The organism is Rhodococcus sp. IEGM 1341 (genome assembly GCF_030056895.1).
Taxonomy (GTDB): Bacteria; Actinomycetota; Actinomycetes; order Mycobacteriales; family Mycobacteriaceae; genus Rhodococcoides.
Map to the genome: position 1 here is coordinate 927,067 of NZ_JASHKV010000001.1, position 12,147 is coordinate 939,213.

The following is a 12,147-nucleotide window of genomic DNA, read 5'->3' on the forward strand; positions in this document are numbered from 1 at the left end:
GGCTCACCATGGTGTCATGTCGCACGCATTCGGTCCGAACCGGCAGTCTCACGGGAGACGGCGGAGTCGGCGAGGACCTGTGGAAACCCTGATGATCGGAGCCTCGGTTCGGCGGAACCGGAATGTGTTTCGTAGACTTCACCGTTGTGCCGACGATCGCAAGCGTGCTCCAGCGCTTACCCACGCCCCTTCGGGACCTCGCGATTCGGCACAGTGAGCTGATCAAGTTCGCCATCGTGGGTGGCACGACGATGGTCTTCGACCTCGTCATCTTCTATTCGCTCAGCCTGACGGTGCTCGAGCAGAAGCCGGTGATCGCCAAGATCATCTCGGGTGTACTCGCCACCCTGCTCAGCTACTTCCTCAACCGTGAGTGGGCCTTCAAACACCGCGGCGGACGCGAGCGGCACCACGAGGCACTGCTCTTCTTCGCGATCAGCGGTATCGGTGTGCTCATCGCAGCCGGTCCGCTGTGGATCGCGAACAACATCTTCGACATTCGCGACACCAGCGAATCCCTGACGACCGTGGTCATCATCGACTTCGTCCTCAACTACATCATCGGCAACCTGTTGCAGATGGCATTCCGGTTCTGGGCACTACGCCGCTTCGCGTTCCCCGAGGACAACGCGCGCACGATCCTGGAAGTGGACGCCGAACGCAACGAGGATCCGACCGACACAGCGGACGCACTCGACCAACCCTGAGATGCACCGACCCTGAGATGCTCAGCGCGGTTCGCGCCGAGGCACCGCAGGCGACGGTTCCCGCCACGCAGGCAGGAACACCGAGAAGAGTGCCGGGCGGCGTCGCTGCAGTTCCAGACGGCCGCCGTCCGCCTCGATCAACGCCCGGGCCAGTGCGAGCCCGACACCGGTGGAACCGGCTCCCGAGAATCCGCGGTCGAAGATGTGCGGAGCAAGTTCGTTGTTCACCCCTGGCCCCTCGTCCGAGACCTCGACGCAGACCAGTCTCTCGCGGCGTCCCTCCGTGCTCTCGACGGCCGAGACGGCTCGAACCGCCACCGTGCACGCTCCCTCTCCGTGCACCAGGGAATTGTCGATCAGCACCGAGACCGCTTCGCGCAAGCGCGATCCGGTCACCGAGGCCTTCAGATCCGCGTCGCCCTTGATCGCCAGGGGCCGACCCACGTCCTCGAAGTTTCGCTGCCATTCGACGATGGTTCCTGTCAGCTCATCGACGACCGAGACCTCGTGCGCGTCGGCCGCGCCGTCACTACGAGAGGATCGAACGAGCTCGTCTATGGCAAGGGTCAGCCGATCCACCTGGTCCATCGCCTCGTTGGCCTCGTCGACCACCGCCGGGTCCGGGTGTGTGGAGATTTCGTCCAGGCGTAGACGGACAGCGGTCAGGCGACTGCGAAGCTGATGTGAGACATCGGCAACCAACGTGTGTTCACGCTGCAGCCGTCCGGCGATCTCGACGGTGGCCGAGTCCAGAACCTCCGAGACCCGATCGAGTTCGGCGATGCCGTGCCGTCGTGGATCCGGCCTGAAGTCGCCTTCGGCCAGGCGAGCAGCTCGCCGCGCCACATCCTGCAGCGGGTCGGCCAGGCGCTTGGCCGTCACGACGGCCACGACGGTGCCTGCCATCGCAGATGCGAGAACGACGAGCGTCACCGCTCCCAGCGCTTGGCGCTGAAGGGACCGCATGTCGTCGGACGGCACTTCGAGGCGAAGCGAACCCGAGGTACCCATCGACAGCGATTCCACCAGCGGGCGAGGCACGGACGACTGCCCGATGTCCGCGCGCGAGGCGGCATCCTCCGGAGTCGGATAGATGACCACGAGCCGGCCGCCCTGCGGGATCGCCAACCGGAGCGAGCCGATGTCGAGTTGCCCCTCGATCAGCCCCGCAGACCCCTCCTGCGAGATGATCTCCGCCGCCATTCGATCCAGGCGTGCCTGCAGGTCGTTACGGGTGAAATCCTCCACCCACAACCACGCGGTGTACATCAGGGGCAAACCGAGCAGCAACGCCGTCATGACGACGACAGCGAGAATCGAGACCAGAATTCGACGCCGCATCGACCGCTAGTCGCTGTTGATACGGAAGCCGACGCCGCGCACCGTGGCGATGCGACGCTCGGCCACCGGCCCTTCGTCGCCGATCTTGCGACGCAGCCAGGACATGTGCATGTCCAGAGTCTTCGATCCGCGCAACTCTGCGTCGCCCCAGACCTCACGCAGGATGACTTCGCGAGAGACGACCTGGCCCGCATGGTCGAGCAGGACCTTGAGCAGCTCGTATTCCTTGTTGGCGAGAGATATCTCGGTGCCACCGACCAGGACGCGTCGGGCAGCGGGTTCGAGACGGATGGCGCCGACCTCGATCGGGGAATCCTCCCCGGCACCACGGCGGCGGAGCAACGCCCGTACGCGGGCCATGAGCTCGGCGAGCCGGAAGGGCTTACCGACGTAGTCGTCGGCGCCGGCGTCGAGACCGACCACGAAGTCGACCTCGTCGGTGCGTGCGGTGAGCATGAGTACGGCAACCTCGGATCGGTTGGCACGCACCTGCCGACACACTTCGAGGCCGTCCATCCCCGGCAGGCCGAGGTCGAGTATCAACAGGTCGAATTTTCCGTCCAGCGCACGCTGAAGGGTGGCGGGGCCGGTCTGTTCGACGGTCACCGTGTAGCCCTCGCGCCCGAGCGCTCGGGACAGGGGTGCAGCAATGGCTTCGTCGTCTTCGGCAAGCAGCACGTCGGTCACATCGGTCACCCTACGGTTCGAAGGTGAGAACAGCCTGTGTTACCTGCGTTTACCGGCTCGCCAACCGGGCTTGGACTCGCCGGCCGAATCCTCGGGTGTCGGCTCGAACGCCGCTTCCCGGCCGTGCACGGGTTCGCGACGGTACTCCATCGAGTCGAATACTTGCTGGTAGAGCAGCGAATGGACGCGTTGTACGTGCGGAATGTCGTCGAACTCGAGTGGGTCGTCCGATGCCGAGGCGATGATCAGCGTGCCGGTCCGCAACATCCGGTCGATCAGTCCGTGTCGAAACTGCACATTGCTGATTCGGCTCATCGGAATGTCGATGCCGGAGTGGGTGAGCACGCCTTGTCTGATCAACACTCGTCGATCGGTGACGATGAAATGCGTGCACTTCCAGCTGATCAGCGGCACCAGGCACCGCCACACGACGATCGCCGCCCACAGCACCGCTGTGGCGATCATGGCGGCGTTCGCTGCCGTCGAGTCGAGGCGTGCACTCGCGGCCCCCAGACCGACGCCTGCCAGGCCCGTGACGAGAACGAACGTGACCGACGGCAGGACGAGCATCTTCCAGTGAGGGTGATGATGAAGCAGGAGCTCTTCCTCGTCGGCCAACGCGTCCTGTGGATAACCCACGTGCACTCCTGACTACTCGCTACGACTTCCGTCGAGTCGATATGGTCTCACGCGAGAGGTCGCAGATGAGTGACATCACCGGCGGCCACGGCCAGCACCGACGGGTGATCGGACCCGGGGTGCTCGACCTCGATCACGATCCGGCCGTGCTCGTCGACGTCGACCGCAGTTCCGACCTTCTCGTCGCCGCCGGGCAGATCGACTCGCACACGCTGCCCGATCGTGCCGCACCTCTCCCGGTACCGGTGGGCGAGGGCGTCGGTGTTCCAGTTCGAGTCGCGCCACGAGTCGACCTCGGCGGCCATCCCCCGCAGAATCGCCCGAACCAACGTGTCGCGGTCGAGAACCGCGGCCCCCTCCAGCGCCAATGATGTCGCCGTGGGTACCGGCAACTCGTCGACGGTCATCGTCACGTTCACCCCGAGCCCGATGACGACAGTGGGCGACGGTCCGTGCGCGGCGACCTCGGCCAGGATGCCCGAGACCTTCTTGCCTCCGATGAGGACGTCGTTGGGCCATTTCAGCCGAGCATCCACTTCACCGACGGTGCGCAACGCGTCGACGAGAGCGATTCCGGTCATGAGCGACACCCACCCGAGCACGGCGGGATCGATTCCCGGGAACTTCAGCAACATCGACACCAGGATCTGCGACCGAGGCGCGCCGGAGAACGGTCGTGCATGCCTGCCACGTCCGCTGTCCTGGTGTTCGGCGATCAATGCCGTCCGGTCTGCGTAGTTGGCAACCCCCGCGATCAGGTCGGCATTGGTCGAACCGGTCTCCGCCACCACGTCCAGCCGGGACCACGAGGCCTGCGGGCCGTCCACCAGTGCCCGGCGAAGCGCGCGGACGTCCAGCGGTGGCCGATCGAGGTTTGTCCACATGCGCACCAGCATATGGGCTCGCCGACAGGCCGACGGCCTGTCGGCAACCACCCTCGGTCGGGGCGCAGATCACACTCGCAGTTAAAGTGGTTCCCCATGACCAGCGTCCAGGATTCCACTGCACACGGGTCGGCCGAAGCCCCCGATATCCATACCACTGCGGGTAAATTGGCCGATCTTCGTAAACGTCTCGCGGTTGCGGAGATTCCGTCCGGTGAGGCAGCGGTGGACAAGGTCCACGCCAAAGGCAAGCTCACCGCCCGCGAACGGATCACCGCGTTGCTCGACGAGGGCTCGTTCGTCGAACTCGACGCCCTCGCCCGGCACCGCTCCCAGAACTTCGGGCTCGGGGACAACCGGCCCTTCGGTGACGGTGTCGTCACCGGCTACGGCACCGTCGACGGCCGCGATGTGTGCGTGTTCTCCCAGGACGCAACCGTCTTCGGCGGCTCCCTGGGCGAAATCTACGGCGAGAAGATCGTCAAGGTCATGGACCTGGCCGTCAAAACCGGACGGCCCCTGGTCGGGATCAACGAAGGTGCCGGAGCCCGCATCCAGGAAGGTGTCGTCTCCCTCGGGTTGTACGGCGAGATCTTCCACCGCAACGTCCGCGCCTCCGGGGTCATCCCACAGATCTCGCTGATCATGGGACCCAACGCCGGCGGGCACGTCTACTCCCCGGCACTGACCGACTTCGTGGTCATGGTCGACGGCACCTCCCAGATGTTCGTCACCGGACCCGACGTCATCAAAACCGTCACCGGTGAGAACGTCACCATGGAAGAACTCGGTGGCGCGCACACCCACATGGAGAAGTCCGGGGTCGCGCACTACGTCGCATCCGGAGAACAGGACGCCCTCGACTACGTCCGCGACCTCCTGTCGTATCTACCGTCGAACAATCGCGCCGACGCCCCCCGCACCGCACCCTCGGACCCGATCGCCGGGTCGATCGAGGACAATCTGACCGCCGAGGATCTCGAACTCGACACCCTGATCCCCGACTCACCGAACACCCCGTACGACATGCACGAGGTCATCACCCGGATCCTCGACGACGACGAATTCCTCGAAGTCCAACAAGGCCGGGCACGCAACATCATCGTCGGGTTCGGGCGCATCGACGGCCGATCGGTGGGGATCGTGGCCAACCAACCCACCCAGTTCGCGGGCACCCTCGACATCGATGCTTCCGAGAAAGCAGCCCGGTTCGTGCGGACCTGCGACTGCTTCAACGTCCCGATCATCACCCTGGTCGATGTTCCCGGGTTCCTGCCCGGCACCGGGCAGGAATACAACGGCATCATCCGACGCGGCGCGAAACTGCTCTACGCCTACGGCGAAGCGACCGTCGGCAAGATCACCGTCATCACCCGCAAAGCGTACGGCGGCGCCTACGACGTGATGGGATCCAAGCACATGGGAGCCGACGTCAACCTCGCCTGGCCGACCGCGCAGATCGCCGTCATGGGAGCCTCCGGCGCCGTCGGATTCGTCTACCGCAAACAGTTGCTCGAAGCCGCGAAGAACGGGGAGGACGTCGACGCCCTGCGCCTGAGGTTGCAGCAGGAATACGAAGACACCCTCGTCAACCCCTACATCGCCGCCGAACGCGGCTACCTCGACGCCGTCATACCCCCCAGCCACACCCGCGGCCAGATCGTCACCGCACTACGACTACTCGAACGCAAACAAGTCACCCTCCCACCCAAGAAACACGGAAACATCCCACTATGAACGACGAAGCGAATCATGACGCAGCGAACGACGACGCGAATCATGACGCAGCGAATCCGAGCGAGGTGGTTTCCCCGTCCCCTGCGGCTGTTCGGGTGGTGAAGGGCAATCCGAGCGACGAGGAACTCGCCGCGCTGGTGACGGTTCTGACGGCTGCCCAGGGCGGGTCCGAGTCGACGGGCGATTCTCGTCCTCGTGAGCTGTGGGGTTCACCGGAGTTGCTGCATCGCCGATTCGCACCTCAGTCGGCGTATTCGTATGCCGCGTCGGGCCGCTACCCACGGTGACAATGCGGTCGTCCGACGCTGCGCCGGGGCCTGTTCGTCTGGTCCTGGCGTCGGCGTCGCCTGCGCGTCTGTCGGTGCTGCGCGGTGCCGGGGTGGAGCCGATCGTCCGGGTGTCGGGTGTCGACGAGGATGCGTTGACAGCAGCGCTCGGGCCGTCGGTGTCTCCGGAAACGGTGGTCACGGAACTGGCCCGAGCCAAGGCCGCCGCGGTGGCCGAGACGTTCTCGGATTCGAGCGACGATCTGGTGATCGTCGGCTGCGATTCGATGTTGGCCATCGGCGGGGAACTGCACGGTAAGCCACATTCGGTCGAGGTGGCGCGCACGAGATGGCAGTCGATGGCGGGCAACAGCGGCGACTTGCTGACCGGCCACGCTGTGCTCCGGGTGACCGACGGAGTGGTCGTGGCGCAGGCTGCAGCGCACAGCTCGACCGTCGTCCATTTCTCGACGCCGTCCTCGGTGGACCTCGAGGCCTACCTCGACTCGGGTGAACCGTTGTCGGTGGCCGGGGCGTTCACGTTGGACGGGCTCGGGGGCTGGTTCGTCGACCGCATCGAGGGCGATCCGTCGTCGGTGATCGGCATCGGCCTACCGCTGGTGCGAACACTGCTCACTCGTGTGGGTACGTCCCTGGCCGCACTGTGGGGCAGCGCCCCGTCCTGACCGTCCGGCTCCGCCGACCGCTGGGCCGGACGGAGCCGAGTTCTGCCGTCAGGGCAGAAGATCGATCAATTCGCGAGCCCACTCCTCGGCCATGGTCTTCGGCTTGATGTTCGACGAGCTGTCGTGCCGAGCATGAGTACCGACCTGCTTGCCGCCGAGCTCGGTGAGCTTCTCGGCGATGATCTCGCCGCCGCGGTTGAAGGTGTCCTCGTAGACCCGGTCGCCCAGACCGAACACCGCGAACTGCAGTCCCGCGAGGTCCGGCGCATCCTCGACGAGCGCATCGAAGAACGGTTCTGCACCGGTGGGGAGCTCTCCGTCTCCGTAGGTGGAGCAGATGACCACGTGGAAGTCGTCGGTGTCGATGTCGGACCCCTCGTACTCGAGCATGTCGCGTACCTCGGCGTCATGATCGCTGAGCACGTCCGCAATCTTGTCGGCGACCTCCTCGGCCGTACCGGTCTCGGACCCGAACAACACGACCACTGCCATGGATCGCTCCCCTTTCTCACACCTGCTCGAACACTCGAACAGTCGGAAAGCATAGCCTCACCGGCGATCCGGTCGAAAATCCGTCCTTGCCCGCCATTGTGACTTGTCTCGAGGTCACCAGAACTCGGGCGTCAGGCCCCATCGATCGAACTCCACCTCGACGAGCCCTCTCAGGTGCTCCTTGCTGGGAAAGCTGTCCGGATCGAGCCCGGTGACGCACAGGGTGGCGCGTTCGCCCGATTCGTTCCACCAGGCGCTGACGCCACCGCCCGTGCGGCGCAGTAGGGCCACGTCGGTGTTCTGCGTGATGGACCTCATCGCCACCGCGGTGGCGTCCAGACCACCGATGGTCCGCAGTGCGACGCCTCTGGCACCGAGATTCGAGCACAGACACAGCGGGGCCGAGCCCGACGCGGCGAGTGTGGCCACGATCGCGTCGGGCAGCAACTGCATCAGCGGTTTGAGGAGCTCGAACGTCGTGGTGACCGTGCGATCGGCCTGGGTTCTGAAGGCGTTTTTGCTCGCCGCTCGAATTGCTCCGAGATCGTCGAGGTACGCCCCTCCCGGCTCGACGTGGATCGAGACGCCGGACGTCGCGTTGGCACGCCGATCACCCGTGGTCCTGGTACTGACCGGGAGGGCGACGCGTACCCGGTCCTCGGTCGAGACTCGGCCGCTGCCGGTCAGTATCCCGAGCACCACCGCGACCAGGAGGCTGTTGGAACTGCCGCCTTTGTTCGCCGCGGCGGCAGACCACTCCGCAGACAGACAATCGACGACGACGGTGCTCGGCGTCCACGCGCCCTCGGCAGGGGCGACGATCGCACGCGGACGGTCGGCACCGGTGCCCTCCGGTGTTCCTGCGCTCGCGTCGGCGGACGCCGTGGACCGTGCCCGTACCGCCGCCACCGCGGTGCGGCCGAGCGCTCGTGCCGCACCCGAGAGCGCTGCACCGACACGGCCGAGACCATCGGAGAGATCGGCACGGGAGATCGCCGTCGCGGACAGGGGACCGTCATCGAGGCCGACGCGCAGAAAATCGTCGGGGACGGCATGTCCGGCCAGCGCGGCCGCGGCTGCGGAGGTGAGTGCCCCGCCGTCGCCGACGACGTGAGAGCCGACCAACGACACGACCGTGCCGCCTTCTTCCACCGACGTGGCCGACAATCGCCACGCCGGTCCCCCGATCGGATCCAACGCCACGGCGGCCTCGTCCTCGATCCACCTGTCGACCGCCGCACGGGCGATCGGTGGCCCGATCACCACCGGATCGGCGGGTCGACGCGCTGCGGTCCAGCTGTCACGGGCTCCGGGCACCCGGGCCCGTCGAACGGATCGATCGATCGGGCCTTCGGCGAGCATTCGCCACATCGATCGCAGCGCGTCCGGAGCGACGGCGCGGTCGAACCGCCAGACGATCTGGTTCACCACCGGTACCCCGAGAACGCATTCCATCCGGAGGAACAGGTCGTCGTCGTACGTCAGTCTTTCCACCCCGCGAGACTATCGCTGCGCGAGCGCGGACGCAGGTGGGCCGCAAATGTGTTTCCCGCCATATGTTTTCCGATCCGAACTGCGGCGGGCGGGACTGATAGGTTGAGGACGTTTTCCACGCCGACGCGACTGCGAGTGACCCTATGAAGTTCGTGATGCCATTCAACGGCAGTCGCGGTGACGTGACGCCCGGTCTTGCGCTCGGCGTCGAACTCGCGGATCGCGGACACGACGTGGTGTTCGGCGCACCACCGAACCTCATGGACTTCGCTCGCGCGAAAACGGCTGAGTCCGAACGAATCGGCGTGGTCTCGTTCGGGCCGGACACCCAGCGACTGCTGGAGTCGGAGTTGATCAGGGTGCGGATCAAGTCGCGTAACCCGCGGACCAAGATGGCGGCACTCGCGGAACTGGCCAATTACGGCTGGGATCAGATGACGGGCGAACTCGAACGGATGGCCCAGGGCTGCCACGCGATCGTCACCGGTTCGCTGGGGCAGGAGATGGCGTTCAACATGGCGGAGCACACAGGCAATGCTTTTGTGGCACTGCACTATTGCCCGCTCCGGCGCAACGACGTCGTGCCCGTGACCCCGGGCATCGCATTACCGGGATACGTCAACCGGTCGATGTGGGCGCTGGCGGAGTCGATGCGCTGGAAATCCATGAAGGCCCGCGAGAACGCGCAGAGGAAGTCCCTGGGTCTGGCACCGACGCGTCATTCGCTGCCTGTTCGGTCCGAACGCTACGGCGGAGTGGAGATTCAGGCGTACGAGTCGGCGCTGTTCCCCGGGCTCGCAGAACAGTGGGGCTCACACCGCCCGTTCGTCGGATTCCTGGGGCTGAGCAGCGCTCGCGTCGACTCCGATCCCGCGTTGGAAGAATGGCTGCAGGCAGGCTCCGCGCCGGTGTACTTCGGCTTCGGCAGCATGCCCGTCCCCGATCCCGCGGCGCTGTTGCGCATGATCGAGAACGTGACCCGAAGGCTGGGCGTTCGCGCTCTCGTCTGTGCCGGCTGGAGCGACCTGATCGGTGCCGATTCTGCTGCTGTCCAATCGAATTCGAACATCATGATCGTCGAGTCGGTCGATCACGCGAGCATCCTGCCGCGATGCGTGGCTGCGGTCCACCACGGTGGCGCAGGCACGACGGCTGCGACGGCGCGGGCCGGCCTGCCGACACTCGTCTGCTGGTTCAGCGCCGATCAGCCGTTCTGGGGAGCCGCGCTGCGCAGGATCGGAGCCGGCACCAGCACGAAATTCTCGACCTTGACCGAATCCGTTCTCCAGCAGGGCATTACCGATATCACCACCGAACGCGCCAGGCAGGCGGCACGCCGACTCGCCGAGTCAGTCGCCCCGACTGCAACTGCAGTGGCCGCAGCTGCCGACATCACCGAGGCGGCAGCGCGGAACCGCTGACGCACTCACCAGAATCGCGCAGCCAACTCCCAGCGACCCAGCGCCTCCGCCAGATGGTCACGCAGTGCCCGGTCATCGACGAATCGATCTGGGTCCATAGCGTGGACGGTCACGGTGACGCTCGCGCCCGTCTCGCACAGCCAGGCCGTCAGCCCACCGTCCAACGATCGCGCGAACGCGGCGTCGGCACCCGCAAAGGTCGCCCTGCCCGATACGGCACGAGCTTCGATACCGGCCACTGTGGTGAAGACCTCGGGCAGAGCACCCAGGTTCGACGCCAGGCCTTCCGCACCGTCACGCGGTTGCGGAACACGCGCGACCACGGCGTCGGGCAGCATCTGCACGAGGGCCTGCGAGATGCCTGCGGGTGGTAGACCGGCAGCCTGCCTCGCGGCGAAAGCGGTGAACGCCGCCTTGCTGATTTTCCGAATCGTCGACAGATCGCGGTCGGCCGCGTCGGTGACGGGGACCTCGATCTTGACGATCTTGGTGGCATTGGAGCGAGTGTCGTCGACGGTGCGATCGCTGACCGGCAAAGACCATTGCACCGAGTCTCCGATCGAGGCTCGCCCGGCCTGCCCCGAGGCTGCCGTCAGAACGGCGATGAACAGTGAATTGGACGTGCCACCCCATTGCTGGGCAGCCGCTGTCCAAGTACCTGCGTCCACCTCTGCCACCGCGCGAGGCGATACCCAGTCTGCATCCACGGCACCGGCCGTCGGCTGCGAACGAGTCGGCTGCGAGCGCGGGACAACGACGTCCGGACCGGATCGGGTGGGAATCGGTAGCGCGGACGCAGCGGTGTTCACCAACCAGCCGGCTACGGACCGCACCTGCCCCACGGCGTCTCGCAGGTCCGAGCCGATGGCCGCGATTCCGTCCTCGGTCGGAACCGACCGAGGGTGCACGGACGGGGCGTTCGCAGCCGCGAACGCGGCGATCAGAGCGCCGCCGTCGGCGACCATGTGCGAAGCGACCAACGAGAGCACCGTCCCCCCGTCGGCCAGAGGAGCTGCCGCCAGTCGCCAACCGAGACCGGTCTCGGGATCGATGTCGTCATCGATGCAACCGTCGGCCCAGGCCGACACTTCGGTCGATTCGATGAAGTGTGGGTGAAAATCCAATGAATGGGAGACGTTCGAGGCCACCCATCGAGCGCGGGCAGTAGGCACCGTCGACGAGACCACTCGGCGCGCGAGCAGACCGTCGGACAGGTTGTCGCGTAGTTTTTCCAGGTCCACTCGCTGGACGGTTTCGTCGAACCACCACAAGAACTGGTTGTAGACGGGATATCCGATGCCGTGATGCATTCGCAAGAATAGGTGATCGGCAAATCCAATTCGAGTCACGCGCCGAACCTACTACATCCACGAAGCAGGGGTAGTGGTGTCAATTCGCCACACCAATGCATTCACATTCGGCAATAGGTGCACGAAAAAGGCGTCCCGAATGTGTCCCGGACCATGTTCGATCCATTCGGTGGCGTGGGTCGTGTTTCGGGTCGCACGACAGTTTGCACCACACTTCGATTGTGAACTATCATCACGCTGACCAGCAAAGTCAGTGATTCGTTCAAAAGATACGACAATCGGACGCTCCCTCGACTCCCGATCGGCGACCGGCGAGTCAAGACGCTCGACAGTGAGAAGTATTACTTTCTCGCGCTGCGAAATAATTTCGCTTTCGCCCTATCGTGTTCTCTGAACTCACTTCGGGTCGACGGCAACGACGTTGTTCTTTCAATGCGGAAAGCAGCAATCCAACAGCAATCGGATAAAACGACCGGTCGGCTG

12 protein-coding genes are annotated in these 12,147 nt (G+C 65.3%); 5 read left to right on the forward strand and 7 right to left on the reverse strand.

Annotation, left to right across the window (positions count from 1 at the left end; all coding sequences use genetic code 11):
* Positions 1-146 precede the first annotated feature (146 nt).
* Positions 147-707, forward strand: a complete 561-nt coding sequence (locus tag QM615_RS04145; RefSeq protein WP_283347053.1) for a GtrA family protein — start codon at positions 147-149, stop codon at positions 705-707.
* 21 nt (positions 708-728) lie between these two features.
* Here QM615_RS04145 and QM615_RS04150 read toward each other — a convergent pair whose 3' ends face one another.
* Genes QM615_RS04150 through QM615_RS04165 form a run of 4 tightly spaced genes read right to left on the reverse strand, consistent with a single transcriptional unit; the run spans position 729 to position 4,258 of the window.
* Positions 729-2,048: a sensor histidine kinase gene (locus tag QM615_RS04150; RefSeq protein WP_269593496.1), complete on the reverse strand. Its 1,320-nt coding sequence runs from the start codon at positions 2,046-2,048 to the stop codon at positions 729-731.
* 6 nt (positions 2,049-2,054) lie between these two features.
* Positions 2,055-2,735, reverse strand: a complete 681-nt coding sequence (locus QM615_RS04155; RefSeq protein WP_037190266.1) for a response regulator transcription factor — start codon at positions 2,733-2,735, stop codon at positions 2,055-2,057.
* 39 nt (positions 2,736-2,774) lie between these two features.
* Positions 2,775-3,374 (reverse strand): PH domain-containing protein, encoded by a 600-nt coding sequence (locus QM615_RS04160; RefSeq protein ID WP_094688946.1) that lies wholly within the window; start codon positions 3,372-3,374, stop codon positions 2,775-2,777.
* Positions 3,375-3,421: 47 nt separating this feature from the next.
* Complete coding sequence (locus QM615_RS04165; RefSeq protein ID WP_094642499.1) at positions 3,422-4,258, reverse strand: biotin--[acetyl-CoA-carboxylase] ligase; 837 nt, start codon at positions 4,256-4,258, stop codon at positions 3,422-3,424.
* A 96-nt stretch (positions 4,259-4,354) separates the two neighbouring features.
* Here QM615_RS04165 and QM615_RS04170 point away from each other — a divergent pair, with 96 nt between their 5' ends.
* Genes QM615_RS04170 through QM615_RS04180 form a run of 3 tightly spaced genes read left to right on the forward strand, consistent with a single transcriptional unit; the run spans position 4,355 to position 6,947 of the window.
* Entirely contained in the window at positions 4,355-5,995 is a 1,641-nt protein-coding gene (locus QM615_RS04170) for an acyl-CoA carboxylase subunit beta (protein WP_283347054.1), read from the forward strand.
* Entirely contained in the window at positions 5,992-6,282 is a 291-nt protein-coding gene (locus tag QM615_RS04175) for an acyl-CoA carboxylase subunit epsilon (RefSeq protein ID WP_283347055.1), read from the forward strand. The genes QM615_RS04170 and QM615_RS04175 overlap by 4 nt, the downstream gene beginning before the upstream one ends.
* 2 nt (positions 6,283-6,284) lie before the next feature.
* A complete protein-coding gene (locus QM615_RS04180) occupies positions 6,285-6,947 on the forward strand; it encodes a Maf family protein (RefSeq protein ID WP_094669205.1) in 663 nt (220 codons plus the stop codon).
* Between the two features lie 48 nt (positions 6,948-6,995).
* Here QM615_RS04180 and QM615_RS04185 read toward each other — a convergent pair whose 3' ends face one another.
* On the reverse strand, positions 6,996-7,439 hold the full coding sequence (locus QM615_RS04185) for a flavodoxin domain-containing protein (RefSeq protein WP_283347056.1): 444 nt from the start codon (positions 7,437-7,439) through the stop codon (positions 6,996-6,998).
* A 114-nt stretch (positions 7,440-7,553) separates the two neighbouring features.
* A complete protein-coding gene (locus QM615_RS04190; RefSeq protein WP_283347057.1) occupies positions 7,554-8,933 on the reverse strand; it encodes a hypothetical protein in 1,380 nt (459 codons plus the stop codon).
* A gap of 155 nt (positions 8,934-9,088) precedes the next feature.
* On the opposite strand from QM615_RS04190, the gene QM615_RS04195 reads away from it, so the two are divergent.
* A complete protein-coding gene (locus QM615_RS04195; protein WP_283347058.1) occupies positions 9,089-10,354 on the forward strand; it encodes a glycosyltransferase in 1,266 nt (421 codons plus the stop codon).
* 5 nt (positions 10,355-10,359) lie between these two features.
* Here the strand turns inward: QM615_RS04195 and QM615_RS04200 are convergent, their stop codons facing one another.
* The gene (locus QM615_RS04200; RefSeq protein WP_283347059.1) at positions 10,360-11,664 is read right to left on the reverse strand and encodes a hypothetical protein; all 1,305 of its coding nucleotides are present in this window, start codon (positions 11,662-11,664) and stop codon (positions 10,360-10,362) included.
* Between the last annotated feature and the right edge of the window lie 483 nt (positions 11,665-12,147).